Raw genomic sequence first — 18413 nt, 5'->3', positions numbered from 1 at the left:
CGGCTGCCGGCTACTTCTTGGGCTTGTCGCCCGCGGGACCGGTGGTGGACAGCGCGGCGACGAAGGCCTCCTGGGGCACCTCGACCCGGCCGACCATCTTCATCCGCTTCTTGCCCTCCTTCTGCTTCTCGAGCAGCTTGCGCTTGCGGGTGATGTCACCGCCGTAGCACTTGGCGAGCACGTCCTTGCGGATGGCGCGGATGTTCTCGCGCGCGATCACCCGAGCGCCGATCGCGGCCTGGATCGGCACCTCGAACTGCTGCCTCGGGATCAGCTCCTTCAGCTTGCCGGCCATCATCACGCCGTAGGAGTAGGCAGCGTCCTTGTGGACGATCGCGGAGAACGCGTCGACCGGCTCGCCCTGGAGCAGGATGTCGACCTTCACCAGGTCGGCGGCCTGGTCGCCGGAGAACTCGTAGTTGAGGGAGGCATAGCCCTTGGTCTTGGACTTGAGCTGGTCGAAGAAGTCGAAGGCGATCTCGCCCATGGGCAGCGTGTAGCGCATCTCGACCCGGTCCTCGGAGAGGTAGTCCATGCCCTGGAGGCTGCCGCGCTTCTGCTGGCACAGCTCCATGATCGTGCCGATGTAGTCGGCCGGGGCGAGCACGGTGGCGTCGACGACCGGCTCGCGCACCTCGGCGATCTTGCCGTCGGGGTACTCGCTCGGGTTGGTGACCGTGAACTGGGTGCCGTCCTCCATGACGACCTCGTAAACCACGTTGGGGGCGGTCGAGATGAGGTCGAGGTTGAACTCGCGCTCCAGCCGCTCGCGGGTGATCTCCATGTGCAGCAGTCCGAGGAAGCCGCAGCGGAAGCCGAAGCCCAGCGCGCCGGAGGTCTCCGGCTCGAAGGTCAGCGCCGCGTCGTTGAGCTGCAGCTTCTCCAGCGCGTCGCGCAGCGTCGGGTAGTCGTCGCCGTCGATGGGATAGAGGCCGGCGAACACCATCGGGTTCGGGTGCTCGTAGCCGCCGAGCGGCTCCGCCGCCGGGCGCGCGTTGACCGTGACCGTGTCACCGACCCGCGACTGGCGCACGTCCTTCACGCCGGTGATCAGGTAGCCGGTCTCGCCGACGCCGAGCTTGGCCGCCTTCATCGGTTCCGGGCTGATCACGCCGACCTCGAGCATCTCGTGCAGCGCACCGGTCGACATCATCTTGATCTTGTCGCGGTGCGAGAGCTCCCCGTCGACCACCCGGACGTAGGTCACCACGCCCCGGTAGGTGTCGTAGACGGAGTCGAAGATCAGCGCGCGGGCCGGGGCCGTGGCGTCGCCGACCGGCGGCGGGACCTGCTTGACGATCTCGTTGAGCAGCCGCTCGACGCCGACGCCGGTCTTGGCCGACGTCAGCAGCACGTCGTCGGGCTCGCAGCCGACGAGGTTGGCCAGCTCGGCGGCGTACTTCTCGACGTTGGCGCTGGGCAGGTCGATCTTGTTGAGCACCGGGATGATGTGGAGGTCGGCACCCATGGCCAGGTAGAGGTTCGCCAGCGTCTGCGCCTCGATGCCCTGGGCGGCGTCGACGAGCAGGATCGCGGCCTCGCACGCCTGCAGGGAGCGGGACACCTCGTAGGTGAAGTCGACGTGCCCCGGGGTGTCGATCATGTTGAGGATGTAGGTGCCCGGCTCGGCACCCGCCTCGTTGTCGGCGTCGACCGTCCACGGCATCCGCACGGCCTGGCTCTTGATGGTGATGCCACGCTCGCGCTCGATGTCCATCCGGTCGAGGTACTGCGCCTTCGCCTCGCGCTCGCCGACGACGCCGGTCAGCTGCAGCATCCGGTCGGCAAGCGTCGACTTGCCGTGGTCGATGTGCGCGATGATGCAGAAGTTGCGGATGATCGCGGGGTCGGTGTGACCCGGCTGCGGGACGGAGGCTGGCATGGTGCCGCCCATTGTCCCGGATGCCGCTCCGGTTCGCTAAACCCGGAGCCGCACCGTCGCGGCGGGTCACGACCGGTCGGCCATGATGGGGCGCGTGTTCCCCACCGTCATCCCCCACGGCCGGACCGCCCGGCGCCTGGCCTGGGCACACCTGCCGCCGCTCGTCCGGCGCGCGATCGAACGCCGGCTCGGCACCCGGGTCGCCGAGGCGGTCTCGCAGGACGGCGGGTTCACGCCCGGCTTCGCCTCGGTGCTCACCGGTGCCGACGGCACGCGGATCTTCGTGAAGGCTGCCTCGGTCAAGGCCCAGCGCGTGTTCGCGGACGCCTACCGCGAGGAGGCGCGCAAGCTCGCCGTCCTGCCGGCCGGCGTACCGGCTCCCCGCCTGCTGTGGACCGACGAGGTCGCCGAGTGGTTCCTGCTCGCCACGGAGTACGTCGAGGCCCGGGCACCGCACCGCCCGTGGCGCGACGGCGACCTGGCCGCGGCGTCGGCCATGGCCGTCTCCATGGCGGAGACCCTCACCCCGGCTCCCGGAGGGCTCGACAGCGCGGTCGAGGAGTTCGCCTCCTGGCCGGGGCTGTGGAACCGGATCGCCCACCCTCGGGGAGCCGAGATCCAGGCCCTGGCCGAGCGGTACGCCGAGATCGTCGCCGGCGACACGCTGGTCCACACCGACATCCGCGACGACAACATCCTGCTCCGCCCCGACGGCACTGCGCTGCTGTGCGACTGGAACTGGCCGATCGTCGGCGCCGCCTGGCTCGACTCGCTGCTCCTGCTCATCGGGCCGCGGGGCGACGGGCTCGACGTCGAGGCCCACATCGCGGCACATCCCCTGCTCGCCGGCGTGCCCGCCGACCACATCGACGTCTTTCTCGCCCTCGTCCTCGGCTACTTCACCGCGAGCGCCGAGCAGCCCGTCCCGCCCACCTCGCCCCACATCCGAGCGGCGCAGGCCTGGCAGCGCGACGTGATCGACCACTGGCTGGCCGAGCGCCGCGGCTGGCCGGGCGGACGCTGATTTGGGCGGGATGTCGACCCGCTGTTAGCCTTGCTGGTCGCGTCTCCGCGTTCCCGCCTGCCCGCCCTTCGGTGACGAAGCCGGGGTCAGGACCACGGCGACCGAGGCGCGCTCCGGACCAGAACCAGCATCCCCCACCTGACACAGAGGCGAGTAGAACGTGGCGAACATCAAGAGCCAGATCAAGCGCAACAAGCAGAACGAGAAGCGCCACGAGCGCAACAAGGCCGTCAAGTCCGGCCTGAAGACCGCGATCCGCAAGTTCCGCGAGGCCGCCGAGGCCGGCGACAAGGACAACGCCGTCGCCCTGGCCCGCGAGGCCGGCAAGAAGCTCGACAAGGCGGCCTCGAAGGGCGTCATCCACAAGAACCAGGCCGCGAACCGCAAGTCGTCGATCGCGAAGCAGGCCGCCTCTCTCTGAGACCACCCTGCTGGCTCTCGGTCCTGAGCCATCACGACAAGGGAGTCCCCGTCCGGGGACTCCCTTCGTGATTTCCAGCGGCCCGCCCAGGGGCCCGGGCCACGCCTGCGGCGGTGCGGTCAGCCGCGACGCAGGCCGGTCACGGTGAGCACCAGCCGCTCCAGGGCGTAGGAAGCGTCGCTGGCGGCGCCCTTGATGTCGGCGTCGGCCTGGGCGACCGCGCGGATCGCGCGGGCCAGGCCGGCGTCGCTCCACCCGCGGGCCTGGTCGCGCAGCGAGCGCAGCTTCCACGGCGGGACACCGACCTCGCGAGCGAGGTCCGCGTCCCGCATCCCCCGCGGCGCGCTGACCAGCCGGGCCAGGCCGCGGGCGCTGCCCGCGAACGCCGAGGTGATCAGCACCGCGGCCGTCCCGGAGTCGAGCGCCCAGCGCAGCTCCTCCAGGGCGACCCGGTCGCGTCCGGCGAAGGCGGCGTCGGCGACCGCGAACGACTTGGCCTCCGCCCGGCCGCCGAAGTAGCGGCGGACCTGTGCCTCGCTGATCCGCTCGCCCGGGAAGTCGTTGGTCAGCTGGTGGGCCGCACCGGCCAGCGAGCGCAGGTCGCGGCCGATCGACTCGATCAGCGCATCCGCGGCCTCGCGGTCGATCCCGGCGCCCAGACGGCGCACCTCGGCGGCCACGAACCCGGGGTAGTCCGACGCCTTGAGCTCCTCGGACTTGTGCTCGGTGACCGCCGGCAGCTTGCGCAGCTTGGTGAGCACGCCGCTGCCCTTCTGGCCGCCACCGTGCACCAGGACCAGCGCCACGTCCTCGACCGGCGCGCCGGCATAGGCCACCAGGCCGTCGACCGACTCGTCCGGCAGGTTCTCCAGACCGCGGACGACCACACAGCGCACCGCGGAGAACAGCGACGGCGCGGCCATCTCGCCCAGCGCGGCGAGGGTGAGGTCGGACGCGGCGCTGTCGGCGAACTCGGCCTCGGGATCGTGGCCGCGCACCGCCGCCCGGACGTCGTCGACGGTCCGCGCGCCGAGGAACTCCTCCTTGCCGGTGACCAGGGTGACCCGCCCCAACACGTCCTCGGCCCGCATGCGACCAGCCTCCCACACCCCGCCGACACGATCCGCGCGACCTCGCGTCGCCGTCACGGAGCGCCCGCTGCCCAGCTCGAGGCGTCAGCGCGCGGCGTTCCACCCGGTCAGCGCCGGGTGAGCGTGCGGACGCCCCCGGAGCCGTCGGGCACCACCGCGACGGCGCCGTCCCGGTCGGTCCGCAGCACCCGCGCGCCGGCCCTCTCCAGCCCCCGCACGATCTCGGGGGACGGGTGGCCGTAGTCGTTGTCCGCGCCGACCGACACCAACGCCACCTCGGGGCGCAACGCGGTGAGCCAGTCGAGAGCCTGGTGGGAGCTGCCATGGTGCGGGACCTTGAGCACGTCGACGTCCAGTCCCGGTGTCAGGGCGGCGACCTCCGCCTGTCCGGGCGGCTCCAGGTCGCCCGTGAGCAGCAGCCGCAGACCGGCCACCTCGACCAACAGGACCACGCTGGCATCGTTGGCGGTGCTGCCGTCGCCCGGTCCTTCCACGACCGCCGGGAGGGCCGGATGGAGCACCTGCACGACCGCCGCACCGATGCGCCTGGTCGTGCCGTACGGAGCCACCGCCACCGGGATCCCGGCCTCCTGCGCGACGCGCCGGACCAGCCCGACCCCGCCCGGCGGGTCGGCCACGGCGGTTGTCTCCACCCCGCCCACCCGGCGCCCGTCGAGGACTCCGGGCAGCCCGTCCACATGATCGGCGTGGAAGTGGGTCAGCACCACCAACGGCACGCGCTCGACACCCAGGTCGTCGAGACAGTCGTCGACCAGCCGTGGGTCGGGTCCCGCGTCGACCACGATCGCCGACCGCGGACCGACGGGGACGACCAACGCATCGCCCTGGCCGACATCGCACGCCACGAGCACCCCGTCGGGCGGCGGCCAGCCGGCCACCGTCGACCGGAGACGCTCCGGGACGCCGAGCACGACCACGAGCAGGGCCACGGCGAGGAGCACCCCCGCCGTCCGGGAGCGGGCGAGTCGCGGCAGGCCGAGCCCGATCGCCAGGCAGAGCAGCGTCAGCACGCCGATCGCCGGCGCGCCGCTCCCCCACCCGATCGCCGCGCCGGGCAGGTCGGCACCCCGCTCGGCGACGGCGATGATCCAGCCGACGCTCACCCCGGCGAGGATGCCGCACAGCCGTCCGGCCCAGGGCCACACGAGTCCGATCAGCCCACCGGCCAGGCCCAGCACCGTGGCCGGACCGACCGCCGGTCCCGCGAGCAGGTTGGCACCGACCGCCACCAGGCTCACCTCGCCCGACAGGCCCGCGATCACCGGGGTGCAGGCCAACTGGGCGGCGGTCGGCACCGCGACCGCCTCGGCGAGGCCGCGCGGCAGCCAGCGGCCGAGGGACCGGGCCAGCGCGGGGCCGAGCAGCACGATCCCCGCGGTGGCGAGCACCGACAGGGCGAACCCCGCGGTGACCGCGAGGCCGGGCTGGACCAGCACGAGGCCGGCGACGGCGACACCGAGGGCGCGCAGGCCCCGCCGACGCCCGTCCGGGCCGAACGCGAAGAGCCCGACCGTCCCCATCACCGCCGCCCGGAGCACGCTCGGCTCGGTGCGCGCCAGCAGCACGAATCCGGCGATCCCGGCCAGACCGACCAGCGTCAGCCAGCGCCGGCGCACCCCGATCGCCCGGGCGAGCAACAGCACCGATCCGACGACGAGGGTGAGGTTGGTGCCGCTCACCGCCGTCAGGTGGGTGAGCCCGGTGGTCCGGAAGTCCCGCTCGACCTCCTCCGGCAGTCCGGCGTCGTCACCGTCGACCAGCGCCGGCACCAGCCCCGCCTGGTCCGGCGGGCAGTGCTCGACGGCACGACGGATCGAGGCCCGCACGGCCGCCGACGCGCGCCACCAGGGATCGGGCCCGCGGATCCGCACCGGTGCGCGCGCTCCGACCAGCAGTGCGGCGGTCGCGGGGTCGTCGGCGGCCGCGAGCCTGCCCTCGGCGAGCACCCGCTCCCCGAGGCCGACCCGGGCCCAGGCGGGGTCGCCGATGACCACGATCACGCCGCCGGCGCGCAACCGGTGACCCCGTGCGGTCACCTCGCGCACCCGGAGCCGGAGCACCGCCTGGGGACCGCTGCGCCCGTCGATCGCACGCGGATCGGACGCCACGGTGCCCACGATGTCGGCGCTCGCCCGGTCGCTCGCGAGGTCGCGCAGGGGCGACCCGCGGACCGCGTCGTGACGCAGCATCGTGCCGGTGACCGCCGCGCCGGCGACGAGCAGCCCGGCCGCGGCCAGGCGCACGGCCCCGGCCGGCAGCCGCGGGCGCAGCAACGCCGTGACGGCGCCCAGCACCGCGAGCCCGGCGTAGGCGGTGGCGTCGACGCGGTGGGCGGCGATGCCACCCAGCCACGCCGCCGCGCCCAACAGCGGCATCCGCAGGTCGGGCGCGGGCTCCGCGAGCCGGCTGTCGGCCGGTGCGCCCGCCGGCTGCTGCCCGGTCATACGGTCACGTGCGGGGAGATCTGGGCGAGCGTCTTGTCGCCGATGCCGTCGACCTCGAGCAGCTCGTCGACGCTCGTGAAGCCCCCGCGGGACTCCCGCCAGGCGATGATCGCCTGGGCGGTGACCGGCCCGACCTGGGGCAATGACTCGAGCTCGGCCTGGCCGGCGGTGTTGAGGTTGACGAGCGGGCCGGACGGGCCACTGCCGCTCGCACCCGCGCCCCCGGAGAACGCCGCGGCCGCCGGAGCACCGACCACCACCTGCTCCCCGTCGACGAGCACCCGGGCGAGGTTGAGCGGCGTCAGGTCGACCCCCTTGCGGGCGCCGCCGGCCGCCTCGATCGCGTCGGTGACCCGGGCACCGGCGTCGAGCACGACGATCCCGGGCCGGCGCACCTTGCCGGCCACGTCGACCGTCACCGTCGCCGCGGCGCCCCGCGCCGCTCCCGCAGAGCCCGGCGCCGGCGAGGACGACGGCGCGGGCGGGGAGCCCACTGCGGTCGGCGGCGGCGTCACCAGGGGCGCGGCCGGCGCCGCGGAGACGGGCGCCAGCGGACCGGGCCGGTCGCGCAGCACCCACCAGGTCGTCACCGCCAACCCGAGCGCCACCGCGATGGCGACGACCGCGACCTGCGGCATGCCGAGCGCGGGCAGCCGGTCGGCGAGGGGGCCGAGCGAGGACCGCGGGACCCGCCCACGGCGACGTCGGGCCGCGTGGCGCCCCGGCAGCGGGAGCTCCGGCACCGCGTCGCCCTCGCCGGCGGCACTGGGCCCGATCCGGGCGGGGCCGGTCCGTCCCGGCTCGGTCCGCCCGGGCCCGGTCTCCTCAGCCGCGACGGCGCGTCGCGGAGCCACCCTGGTGTGGTCGGCCCACCACGGCTCGGCCGCCCCGCCGCCCGTCTCCGCCGGCGGCGTGGGCCGGGCGACCCCGAGGTCCGCCGCGATCAGGGCCAGGCGGCGCGCAGCGGCGTCGGCACCGGGAGGGTCGGGGCGAGGGGCAGGGCGGCGGACGGGCATGGGGGCACGCTAGGTTCGCGGCCGCTCACCGGGGCGACCACGGCCGGTCGTCCTGTGGACAGGCACCCGGCGGAGTGGGCCTGGGGAGGAACGAGGTCACGCGCCGTGACTCCCGGGACCGGTGCGCCCGGGCCGACCCCAGCAGGTCCAGCAGCTCAGGGAGCTCCGCCGCCGCGACGCGGCGCAGCGCCCGCCTACGGCAGCACGGGGGCGACGCAGATCGCGAGCATGCCGGGACCGACGTGCGCGCCGAGCACCCCGCCGAGCTCGACGCAGCGCACCGGCTCACCGGACCGGGCGGGGACGAGCCGCTCGCCGACCTGCTCCACGAGTCGGGCGGCCATCGCCTCGGCGCGCTCCGCGGCGGCCAGGTGGGCGACGCAGACCTCGACCCGCTGCTCCCCCGCCGCCTCGACGGCGAGCGCCTCGAGCCGCGCGATCGCCTTGGCCGCGGTGCGCACCTTCGCCTGGGGAGAGATCACGCCGTCGACGATGCCGAGCAGCGGCTTGACCGCCAGCGCCCCGCCGAAGACGGCCGCGGCCGCGCCGACGCGGCCACCGCGCCGGAGGTACTCCAGGGTGTCGACGTAGAACAGCGAGGTCGCCGCCTCCGCCCGTTGGCGGGCGGCCTCGGCCGCCTCCACCGCCGTGCCGCCCGACCCGATGACGTCGAGGGCCGACTCGACGGCGTACCCCGTGGCGACCCCGACCTGCCGGGTGTCGACGCAGGTCACCGGCACCGGAGCGTCCCGGGACGCGACGAGGGCCGACTCGAAGGTGCCGCTGACCTCCGCGGACAGGTGCACCGAGACGATCGCGGTGGCGCCCTCGGCCGCGAGCCGGGCGTAGAGGTCGGCGAAGACCGCCGGCGCCGCCCGCGAGGTGCTGACGGCACGCTTCTCCCGCAGGGCCACCGCGAGGCGCTCGGGAGTGACCTCCTCCGCGCCCTCGTCGTAGACGTCGTCGTCGATGACCACCTGCAGCGGAACGACATGCACGCCGCTGGCCGCGGCCACCTCCGCCGGGACGGTCGAGGTGGAGTCGGTGACCACGACGATCGACATGTCGCAGAGGCTATCGGCTCGGGCGCTCCCGGCCCGAGAGGACAGGCTCGCGACCAAGCCCTGGCAGCCGCGACGCCCGGCTGAGCCGGCCGGACCCAGCCGGCCGGACCCAGCCGGCCGGACTCAGCGCGCCCGGCCGCGTCAGACGACGATGTTGACCAGCTTCGGCGCGCGGACGATCACCTTGCGCACGGCGCGACCGTCGATCGCCTTCACCACCGCCGGGTCGGCGAGCGCCGCGGCTTCCAGGTCGGCCTCGCTGATGTCGGGCGACACCTCCAGCCGCCCCCGCACCTTGCCCTGGATCTGGACGACGGCCGTGACGGCGTCGTCGACCAGCAGCTCGGGCTCGACGGCGGGCCACGGCGCCTGGGCGACCGACGGCCGGTGACCCAGCCGCTCCCACATCTCCTCGGCGGTGAACGGCGCCACCAGCGAGAGCAGGACGGCGACCGTCTCGGCGGCCTCGCGCACCGCGGGGTCCTCGGGGCCGCAGCCGGAGTCGATGGCCTTGCGGGTGGCGTTGACCAGCTCCATCACGCGCGCGACCACGACGTTGAAGCGGTACGACTCGAGGAGCTGCTGCGCGTCGTTGATCGTCTTGTGGGTGACCTTGCGCAGCGCGATGTCGCCGGCCGCCGGATCCGTGCCCGGAGCGGAGGCGACGTCGCCCGCCAGCCGCCACGCTCGCTGCAGGAACTTCGCCGAGCCGGTCGGCGACACGTCGGCCCAGTCGACGTTGTCCTCGGGCGGGCTCGCGAAGACCAGGGTCAGCCGGACGGCGTCGACACCGAACTCCTCGAGTTGTCCCCCCAGACTGACGCCGTTGCCCAGCGACTTGCTCATCTTGCGGCCGTTGTTGATGACCTTGCCCTGCGACAGGTAGGCCGAGAAGGGCTCGTCCCAGTCGATCAGGCCCATGTCGCGCAGCACCTTCGTGAAGAAGCGTGCGTAGAGCAGGTGCAGGACGGCGTGCTCGTCGCCGCCGATGTAGAGATCGATCGGGCCCCAGGCCTTGGCCAGCGCCGGGTCGAACGCCTGGGTGGAGTCGTGGGCCGACAGGTAGCGGAAGAAGTACCACGACGAGTCGACGAAGGTGTCCATCGTGTCGGTGTCGCGGGTCGCCGGGCCACCGCACTGCGGGCAGGAGACGTTGACCCACTCGGTGGCCGCGCCCAGCGGCGAGGTGCCCTTGGGCTTGAGGTCGGCGCCGCGCAGCTCGGGCAGCTCGACGGGCAGCTGGTCCTCGGGGACGGCCACCTCGCCGCAGGACGGGCAGTGGACGATCGGGATCGGCGCGCCCCAGTAGCGCTGGCGGGACAGCAGCCAGTCACGCAGCCGGAAGTTCACGGTGCCGTCGCCGGCCCCGATCTCGGTCAGGTGCGCGATGGTCGCGCGCTTGGCCTCGGCGACGGGCAGGCCGTTGATGTCGAGCGCGGAGTCGACGCCGGGCGCGGGCGAGTTGATCGCCGGTCCCTCGCCGTTGAACGCCTCGCCCTCCCAGTCGGCCGGCGGCTGGGTCGTGCGGACGATCGGCAGGTCGAACGCGGTCGCGAACTCCCAGTCGCGCTGGTCGCCGCCGGGCACGCCCATCACGGCGCCGGTGCCGTAGTCGGCCAGCACGTAGTCGGTCGCCCAGATCGGCAGCTTCGCGCCCGTCAGCGGGTTGGTCGCGTGGACACCCAGGAACACCCCGGTCTTGGGCCGGTCGGTGGCCAGCCGGTCGATGTCGCTGGCCTTGCGGATCTCGTCGCGGTAGGCCTCGAAGGCGGCACGGTGCTCGTCGGTGACCAGCTGGTCGGCCAATTTCGCGTCGACGGCGACCACCATGAAGGTCGTTCCGAACAGGGTGTCGGGGCGGGTCGTGAAGACGGTGACCGGCTCGTGGCCCTCGACCTCGAAGGTGACGTGGGCGCCCTCGGAGCGGCCGATCCAGTTGCGCTGGGCGTTGACGACCTTGCCGATCCACGAGCCCTGGAGATCGTCCAGGCAGTCGTAGAGCTCCTGGGCGTACTGCGTGGTCTTGAAGTACCACTGGGTCAGCTCGCGCTTGGTCACCACCGCGCCGCAGCGCTCGCAGGTGCCGTCGGCCAGCACCTGCTCGTTGGCGAGCACGGTCTGGTCGTTGGGGCACCAGTTGACCGGCGAGTTCTTGCGGTAGGCCAGGCCGCGCTCCCGGAACTTCAGGAACAGCCACTGGGTCCACTTGTAGTACTCGGGGTCGGAGGTGTGCAGCCGCCGCGACCAGTCGAAGCTGACGCCGTAGCGCTTCATCGAGGAGTACTGCGTCTCGATGTTGGCGTAGGTGTACGTCGCCGGGTGCTCGTCGTTCCTGATGGCGGCGTTCTCGGCGGGCAGTCCGAAGGAGTCCCAGCCCATCGGGTTGAGGACCTCGTAGCCGCGCAGCCGCCAGTAGCGGGCGATCACGTCGTGGATCGCGAAGACCTCGGCGTGGCCCATGTGCAGGTCGCCGCTCGGGTAGGGGAACATCGTCAGCGCGTAGCGCTTCTCCCGCTCCCCCGAGACGACGGCGTGGTCGTCGGCGCGGAAGGGGTCGAGCGACTCCCAGACCGGCAGCCACTTCTCCTCGACGGCGTGGACGTCGTAGTGGACGTCGTTCTCGCTGCTCATCTCAACTCTCTCGTCTCGGTCCCGCACCCGTTGCCGCGCAGACCACGCTCCGGACATGCAAAAGCCCCTCGACAGGGAGGGGCCGCCGCGTCGACCGGTCTGGTCGCCGACGCGGCTAGGTAAGGAGCAGGATCATCCGCACGCGCTCATCCTACTCCTCCGCCCGGCCGCTCTCCTCCCGGCCGCCTTCCTCCCAGCTGCTCGCGCGGCCGCGCACCCCGGCCTGCTCCGCGCGGCGCCGTGGGCGGACGTACGCCGGCGGGTCACTCCGTCCCGTCGCCCGGCTCCGCCGCGCCGCGGGCCCAGGCCGCCCAGAGCCGGGCGTAGACGCCACCGGCGCCGACGAGCTCCTCGGGCGTGCCGAGCTCGACGAGGCGACCGTCCTCCATGACGGCGATCCGGTCGCACCGCGCGGCCTGGCTGAGTCGGTGCGCGACGACGATCGTCGTCCGCCCGGCGGTGGCCCGCTCGATGGCCGTCTCGAGCTGTCGGGCGCCGGCGCTGCCGGCCTCCGCCGTCGCCTCGTCGAGCACGACGACGGGCGGGTCGGCGAGCACGAGCCGGGCCAGCGCGACCTCCTGGGCCTGCAGCGCGGTGAGCGGGTGTCCGCCGGCGCCGATGGCGGTCTCGATCCCGTCGGGCAGTGCGCTGACCCAGGCCCGCGCGCCGACGAGGTCGAGGGCGGCGGACAGGTCGGCGTCGGTGGCGTCCGGGGCGACCAGGAGCAGGTCCTCTCGGAGGCTGCCGCGGAAGAGGTGGACGTCCTGGGTCACCAGGGCTGCGGTGTGCCGCAGCGCCTCGGGCGACAGGTCGGCCGTCGTCGCGCCGCCCAGCCAGACCCTGCCCTCGGTCGGCAGCCTCAGGCCCGTCACGAGCGCACCGAGCGTGCTCTTGCCGGCTCCGCTCGGTCCGACGACCGCCAGCCGCTCCCCCGGCGCGACCTCGAGCGAGAGGTCGTGGATCACGGGATGATCGGGGTGGTATCCGAAGCCGACCGCGTCGAACCGCACCGACCGGTCGGCCACGACGACCTCGCCCGGCGGCACCGTGCGGCGCGGCACCTCGAGGACACCGACCAGACGGCCGAGGCCGGCCGCCGCCGACTGGACGTCCTCGAGCAGTGCGAGCACGATGTTGATCGGGTTGAAGAGCCGGATGAACATCAGCGCCGCCGCGGTCGCCGCGCCCGCCGTCACCGCGTCACGCGCCACGAGCCAACCGCCGACGGCGAGGATGGCGCCGGTGCCGACGTACTCCGCGAGGTTGAGGCGCTGGAAGAAGACCGTCCGCATCCGCACCGCGTCCAGGCGCAGCCCCCTGGTCGTCAATGCCCGGTCCCTGACCGACGCGCGATGCCGCTGGCCGAGCCCGAGCGCGCGCACCGTCGCGCTGGCCTGGACGGACTCGAGGAGCTGCTGCACCTCGGCACCTTCGGCGCGGGACAGGGCGCGGTAGGTGGGGCCGGCCTGGCGCAGGTAGCCGCGGGTGGCCCACACCTGGATCGGTACGGCGAGCAGCGCGGCCAGCGCGAACCGGTAGTCGACCACCGCGAGACCGACCAGGCTCAGCAGCAGGGTGATCGCCGCGCCGCCGAACCGGCTGAGCACGGCGCGGACGACGTCGGCGAGAGCCCGGACGTCCTGGCTGACCCGGGCGAGCAGGTCGCCGGTGCCGGAGTCCTCCACGACGCCGTACTCCAGGTGCAGGGCATGGTCGAGCACCTCCTCCCGCAGCTCGGCGACGGCGGGCTCGCCGACCCGTGCGATGAGCAGCTCGGCGAGGAGCCCGGCGAGGCCGGCGAGCGCCGCGAGGCCGACCAGCACGACGACTGGCCCGACCACGGAGCCGCCGGCCGCACCCGGTGCGAACACGTCGTCGACGACCCGGCCGATGACGACGGGGACCGCGATGCCGGCAGCTGCCGCGACGACCATCATCAGCAGGGCGGCGACGGCGATGCCGGCGCGCGGACGCAGGACCCGGCGCAGCGCGCGGAGCGTCGCGCGGCCCGACGCGACGCCGATCAGGGCCGTCGCGGGCGCGCTCTCCGCGGCCGTCATCGCAGCACCGCCGCGGCGTAGCCGGCGCGGTCGAGGAGGGCGTGGTGGGTGTCGACGGGCAGACCGTCGCTGAGCCACACCACCTCGTCGCAGGCGTCGAGGAGGACGGGGCTGGTCGTCAGGATCACGGTCGTCAGGCCGGCGCGGAGCGCGGCCGTGCGTTCCGCGACGAGCGCCTCGGTGACGGAGTCGACGGCGCTCGTCGGCTCGTGCAGGACCAGGGCCGGAGGCTGCAGTGCGAGCGCGCGGGCGAGACCCACCCGCTGCCGCTGCCCGCCGGAGAGCAGGTGCCCGCCCTCCCCCACCTCGGCGTCGAGACCGCCCGGCAGCACCTCGACGACGTCGGTGACCGCGGCCGCCGCGAGCGCGGCCTCGACCGCGGCCGGGTCCCGGCCGACCCCGTCGACGTTGCTCGCGAGGGTGCCGGTGAACAGCCGCACGTCGTGCGGAGCGACGACCAGCGCCGCGCGCAGGGCAGCGGGCTCGGCAGCGCTCAGCGGCAGGCCCCCGAGGCGAGCCCGGTCGCCGTCGGGGCGGGGCTCCCCGGTCAGCGCGGCGGCCAGCCGCTCGAGCTGCTCGGGGCTGCCGACCACGCCGGTCGTCGCCCCGGCCCGCAGGCGCAGCGTGTGCCCGGCCAGCCCCACGACCGCACCGTCCACCTCGAGGGGCTGCGGATGCGACGGCACCTCGATGTCGCCGTACGCCGGCGGTGCGGTCTCGAGCACGGCCGCGACCCGCGCCGCGGCGGCCCGCACGGTCGCCAGCTCGGCGAAGGTGTAGGCCACCATCTGCAACGGACCCGCGAGGAACTGCGCCAGGCCCAGCGCCGCGACGAGGGCGCCGAGACTCAGCCGCCCGTCGAGGGCGAGAGCCCCGGCGACGGCGACGGTCGCCGCGACCAGCAGGGCCGGCGCGAGGGCCGCCAGTGCCTCGAAGCCGGCGTTCGCTCGGGCACTGCGCAGCGAGGCGAGGAGGGCGCGCGCGCTGACCCTCCGGAAGCGCCGACCCGCGGCGTCCTCGGCGGAGAGTCCCTTGAGGACGCGGAGGCCGGTGAGCAGGTCGGCGGCCGCGTCGGCCGCGTCGGCACCCGCCCGGCGGTCGGCGACGATCCGGCGCTCCAGGATCGCGGACGCCCGGTGTAGCAGCGCGGCCACGACGACGACACCGACCACGACGACGATGCCCACGACCGGATGGATCCGCAGGAGGGCGACGACGGCCACGACCATCCCGGCGAGGCCGGCGACGAACATCTGGATCACCCCGGACGTCTCCGCCACCGCCCGGACGTCGGACGAGGCGACCTCGGCGAGGCCGCCGGAGCCGGCCTCGTGCGGTCCGACGCCGCGGACGTCGAGCAGGTGGACCGTCACCCGGTCCCGCAGGGCGACCTCGGCGTCGGCGACCACCCGGGTCGCCGTCCGGTCGAAGCAGAGGTAGGAGAACGACAGGAGCGCGAAGGTGGCGGCGAGCACGACCAGCCACAGCAGGAGGGCCTGGTCGTCGCGGGCGCTGACGCCGCGGTCGAGCGCGAGGCCGACGACCACCGGCACGAGCGCCTCGCCCGACTGGTGGCCGATCGCACAGAGGGTCGCGAGTGTCACCCGCCAGGGCTGGGCGGTGACGGCGGTACGCAGCAGACCCCGCGAGCCGTCGTACGCCGGGCCGTGCGTGTGCCGTGTCATCGGATCTCCTTGCGGTCCTGGCCGGCGGACCACGTCGGCGCTGCCGCATGCTGAGGTGAGGCATACCTTAGGGACCCTCGGCGCGGCGCCGGCGCGGGGGTCCGCCTGCCGGTCGCGTCGCCACCCACTACCGTGCGGACATGACCGTTACCGACCTCTTCCGCCTCGACGGCAAGGTCGCCGTCGTCACCGGCGCCAGCTCCGGCCTGGGCGTCGACTTCGCGAAGGCCCTCGCCGAGGCCGGCGCCGACGTCGCCCTCGGCGCCCGCCGGGTCGACCGGCTCGCCGACACCGCCGCCCTCGTCGAGGCGGCCGGCCGGCGCGCCCTCGGCGTCGCGACCGACGTCGCGGACCCCGCGTCGTGCCAGGCCCTCGTCGACGCCGCCGTCGCCGAGTTCGGCAAGGTCGACATCCTCGTCAACAACGCCGGCATCGGCACCGCGGTGCCCGCGACCCGCGAGACCCCGGACGAGTTCCGTCAGGTCATCGACATCAACCTCAACGGCAGCTACTGGATGGCCCAGGCCTGCGGCCGGGTGATGGCGCCGGGCTCGAGCATCATCAACATCTCCTCGGTCCTCGGCATCACCACCGCGGGGCTGCCCCAGGCCGCGTACGCCGCATCCAAGGCGGGCATCATCGGCCTGACCCGCGATCTCGCGCAGCAGTGGACGGGCCGTAAGGGCATCCGGGTCAACGCGATCGCGCCGGGCTTCTTCGCCTCCGAGATGACCGACACCTACCCGCCGGGCTACCTCGACGCCCAGAAGCAGCGCATCCCGGCCGGCCGCAAGGGCGACGCGCGCGAGCTGGCCGCGACGGTCGTCTACCTCGCCTCCGACGCGGCCGGATACGTCACCGGCCAGACCCTCGCCGTCGACGGCGGGCTCACCATCACCTGATCGACCCGTCAGCGGGCCTTGAAGGCCACCACCACCGACGGGCGCGGGAACGCGTCGGTGTGCGGCCAGGTGCTGGCCTGGTTCTCGAAGGTGGCACCGTCGATCTCCCCCGGGTGCTGCACCGCCACGAACAGCGATCGGTCGTCGTCGGCGATCAGCGGTCCGCACGCCTCGGCCCCCTTGGGCACCGTGCAGAACTGCTGCACCTGGCCGCGGTTCGGGCCCGCGACCGGCACCCGGAAGACACCGTCGTTGCTCCCGAGCACATTGCCGTCGGTGGAGATCCACAGGTTGCCGGCACTGTCGAAGGCGACATTGTCCGGGCAGCTGATGGGGCTGACCTTGGACTTGTCGAAGCCACCGAACCAGGTCTCCGGCGCCGCCGGGTCCCCGCACACGAGGAACAGGTCCCAGGTGAAGGTGGTCGCCGCGTGGTCGCCGCCGTCCGGGGTCATCTCGAGGACGTAGCCGTTGCGGTTGCCGCTGGCGTTGGACAGCGGTGCGCCGATGCTGGCCCGGACCTGCGAGGCGGCCAGCGGGTTCGCCTCGTCGACCGGCATCGCGGCGTTGCCCCGGTTGGAGTTGTTGGTGAGGGCCGCGTAGACCTTGCCGTTGACCGGGTTCGGCTCGACGTCCTCGGGACGATCCATCTTGGTCGGGGCGACCTTGTCCGCGGCGAGGCGGGTGAAGAGCAGGACGTCGGCGACCGACATGCCGGGTACGAACGACTGGGTGTCGCTGGCCAGCGGGATCCAGCTGCCGGTGCCGTCGAACCGTCCGTCCTCGGTGCCGTCGCCGACCAGCCGGGCGACGTACAGGGTGCCGGTCGTGAGCAGGGCGAGGTTGTGCGCCCGCGCCGCCCGGGTGCCCCGGCCGTCGTACCGGCCGGCTGAGACGAACTTGTAGAGGTAGTCACCGCGCTCGTCGTCGCCCAGGTAGGCCACGGCGCGGCCGTCGTCGGCGAGGGCGATGTTCGCGCCCTCGTGCTTGAAGCGGCCCAGCATGGTGTGCTTGCGCGGCGTGGAGGTCGGGTCGTACGGGTCGACCTCCACGATCCAGCCGAAGCGGTGGGGCTCGTGCGGCTCCTTGGAGAGGTCGAAGCGCGGGTCCACGCTCGCCCAGCCCTTGCCCGAGCCGTTGATGCCGTAGCGCGCGTACTGGGCGGCGTAGCGGGGATCGAGACCGGCTCCCTTGTCGAAGTACTGGTTGAAGTTCTCCTCACCGGACAGGACCGTGCCCCACGGCGTGGTGCCGCCGGCGCAGTTGTTGAGCGTGCCGAGCACCTTCCTGCCGGTCGGGTCGGCGCTGGTGCGCACCCGCGCGTCGCCGGCGACGGGGCCGGTGAGCTCGAAGACCGTGGCGTCGTGGAGGCGCCGGTTCTGCCGGGAGTGTCCGAGCCCCGCGCGCTTCCAGGAGCCGGCCGGCTTGTGCCGGCGCAGCTTGACGACGGACATGCCGTGGCTGGCGATCGCGATCCGCTTGATGTCGTCGGCGGAGTAGGCGCCGGTCGGGAACATGAGGTTCTCGTCGGTGTACTCGTGGTTGACCACCAGCAGCGCCTCGTCGCCGTCCAGCGGCAGGAGTCCGACGTAGTCGCAGTTGTAGCCGAACTGCTGGCGCGCGGAGGCGACGGACTGGGCATGCGGGTCGAACTCGGGTGCGCCCTTGACCACCGGGTCGCCCCACCGGATGACGACCTCGTGGTCGAAGCCCTTCGCGGTGACGAAGGCGTCGCGCTTGTTGGGCTCGACGGGCGCGAAGACGGCCTGGCCGAGCGAGCCGTGCCCGCTCGGCGCGCCCGGCCGGCGGGGCGCCCGGGTCGCCGCGGCGGCGAGACCGCCGGACTGGACGACACCGCCGACGACGAGGGCTCCGGCGGTGATGGTGCCGCCGCGCAGGAAGCTGCGGCGGCCGACGGCCTTCGCGATCTCGTCCCTGACGTGGACGTGATCGGTCGGGTTGGGCTCCGGCTGGTCGCAGGCGTTGCCGCACCGGAAGAAGCAGGTCATGTGGGAGCGCGAACCGTGCCGGGTGCCCTCGGCAGCGAGGGCGAGCAACGGCCGGTTCTCGGGGCGCACAGAGGTCATGACGGTAGGCGACCAGAGCCCGGTGAACGCCGCCCGACCCGTCGGTGACGCACCCGTGAAGGACCGTCGGCGCGGCGGTCGGCGT

The 18413-nt window shown here is 73.8% G+C and carries 12 protein-coding genes; 3 read left to right on the top strand and 9 right to left on the bottom strand.

Annotated elements, in window-relative coordinates:
- Positions 1-10: 10 nt before the first annotated feature.
- Positions 11-1882 (bottom strand): translation elongation factor 4, encoded by a 1872-nt coding sequence (gene lepA / locus ACPZVR_RS19310; RefSeq protein ID WP_436701303.1) that lies wholly within the window; start codon positions 1880-1882, stop codon positions 11-13.
- A gap of 94 nt (positions 1883-1976) precedes the next feature.
- Between lepA and ACPZVR_RS19305 the strand changes: the two genes are divergently transcribed.
- A complete protein-coding gene (locus ACPZVR_RS19305) occupies positions 1977-2906 on the top strand; it encodes a phosphotransferase family protein (protein ID WP_436701302.1) in 930 nt (309 codons plus the stop codon).
- Between the two features lie 160 nt (positions 2907-3066).
- Entirely contained in the window at positions 3067-3327 is a 261-nt protein-coding gene (rpsT, locus tag ACPZVR_RS19300) for a 30S ribosomal protein S20 (RefSeq protein WP_282404124.1), read from the top strand.
- Positions 3328-3446: 119 nt separating this feature from the next.
- Here the strand turns inward: rpsT and holA are convergent, their stop codons facing one another.
- From holA to ACPZVR_RS19265, 7 genes are all read right to left on the bottom strand, one after another.
- Positions 3447-4418: a DNA polymerase III subunit delta gene (gene holA / locus ACPZVR_RS19295; protein ID WP_436701301.1), complete on the bottom strand. Its 972-nt coding sequence runs from the start codon at positions 4416-4418 to the stop codon at positions 3447-3449.
- Positions 4419-4525: 107 nt separating this feature from the next.
- Entirely contained in the window at positions 4526-6883 is a 2358-nt protein-coding gene (locus ACPZVR_RS19290; RefSeq protein ID WP_436701300.1) for a ComEC/Rec2 family competence protein, read from the bottom strand.
- Positions 6880-7899 carry a ComEA family DNA-binding protein gene (locus tag ACPZVR_RS19285; RefSeq protein WP_436701299.1) on the bottom strand — a complete coding sequence of 340 codons (1020 nt, stop codon included), beginning with the start codon at positions 7897-7899 and terminating at the stop codon, positions 6880-6882. Before ACPZVR_RS19285 ends, ACPZVR_RS19290 begins: the two co-directional genes overlap by 4 nt.
- A 194-nt stretch (positions 7900-8093) precedes the next feature.
- The gene (locus ACPZVR_RS19280) at positions 8094-8963 is read right to left on the bottom strand and encodes a DegV family protein (protein WP_436701298.1); all 870 of its coding nucleotides are present in this window, start codon (positions 8961-8963) and stop codon (positions 8094-8096) included.
- 141 nt (positions 8964-9104) lie between these two features.
- Positions 9105-11594, bottom strand: a complete 2490-nt coding sequence (leuS, locus tag ACPZVR_RS19275) for a leucine--tRNA ligase (RefSeq protein WP_436701297.1) — start codon at positions 11592-11594, stop codon at positions 9105-9107.
- 263 nt (positions 11595-11857) lie between these two features.
- Positions 11858-13654, bottom strand: a complete 1797-nt coding sequence (locus ACPZVR_RS19270; protein ID WP_436701296.1) for an ABC transporter ATP-binding protein — start codon at positions 13652-13654, stop codon at positions 11858-11860.
- A complete protein-coding gene (locus ACPZVR_RS19265; protein WP_436701295.1) occupies positions 13651-15339 on the bottom strand; it encodes an ABC transporter transmembrane domain-containing protein in 1689 nt (562 codons plus the stop codon). Before ACPZVR_RS19265 ends, ACPZVR_RS19270 begins: the two co-directional genes overlap by 4 nt.
- A gap of 140 nt (positions 15340-15479) precedes the next feature.
- On the opposite strand from ACPZVR_RS19265, the gene ACPZVR_RS19260 reads away from it, so the two are divergent.
- Positions 15480-16241, top strand: a complete 762-nt coding sequence (locus tag ACPZVR_RS19260; protein ID WP_436701294.1) for an SDR family NAD(P)-dependent oxidoreductase — start codon at positions 15480-15482, stop codon at positions 16239-16241.
- Positions 16242-16249: 8 nt separating this feature from the next.
- On the opposite strand, the gene ACPZVR_RS19255 is transcribed toward ACPZVR_RS19260, so the two are convergent.
- On the bottom strand, positions 16250-18328 hold the full coding sequence (locus ACPZVR_RS19255; RefSeq protein WP_436701293.1) for a PhoX family protein: 2079 nt from the start codon (positions 18326-18328) through the stop codon (positions 16250-16252).
- Between the last annotated feature and the right edge of the window lie 85 nt (positions 18329-18413).

The sequence above is a fragment of the Nocardioides segetis genome, assembly GCF_051390595.1.
GTDB lineage: Bacteria > Actinomycetota > Actinomycetes > Propionibacteriales > Nocardioidaceae > Nocardioides.
This window is presented reverse-complemented; position numbering and strand designations above follow the sequence as displayed.

Excerpts from the sequence above, each read along its gene's own strand:
- ACPZVR_RS19285 (WP_436701299.1), bottom strand. The coding sequence starts at position 7,899 with ATGCCCGTCCGCCGCCCTGCCCCTCGCCCCGACCCTCCCGGTGCCGAC.
- ACPZVR_RS19290 (WP_436701300.1), bottom strand. The coding sequence starts at position 6,883 with ATGACCGGGCAGCAGCCGGCGGGCGCACCGGCCGACAGCCGGCTCGCG.
- ACPZVR_RS19270 (WP_436701296.1), bottom strand. The coding sequence starts at position 13,654 with ATGACGGCCGCGGAGAGCGCGCCCGCGACGGCCCTGATCGGCGTCGCG.
- ACPZVR_RS19255 (WP_436701293.1), bottom strand. The coding sequence starts at position 18,328 with ATGACCTCTGTGCGCCCCGAGAACCGGCCGTTGCTCGCCCTCGCTGCC.
- ACPZVR_RS19280 (WP_436701298.1), bottom strand. The coding sequence starts at position 8,963 with ATGTCGATCGTCGTGGTCACCGACTCCACCTCGACCGTCCCGGCGGAG.
- lepA (WP_436701303.1), bottom strand. The coding sequence starts at position 1,882 with ATGCCAGCCTCCGTCCCGCAGCCGGGTCACACCGACCCCGCGATCATC.
- holA (WP_436701301.1), bottom strand. The coding sequence starts at position 4,418 with ATGCGGGCCGAGGACGTGTTGGGGCGGGTCACCCTGGTCACCGGCAAG.
- leuS (WP_436701297.1), bottom strand. The coding sequence starts at position 11,594 with ATGAGCAGCGAGAACGACGTCCACTACGACGTCCACGCCGTCGAGGAG.
- ACPZVR_RS19265 (WP_436701295.1), bottom strand. The coding sequence starts at position 15,339 with ATGACACGGCACACGCACGGCCCGGCGTACGACGGCTCGCGGGGTCTG.
- ACPZVR_RS19260 (WP_436701294.1), top strand. The coding sequence starts at position 15,480 with ATGACCGTTACCGACCTCTTCCGCCTCGACGGCAAGGTCGCCGTCGTC.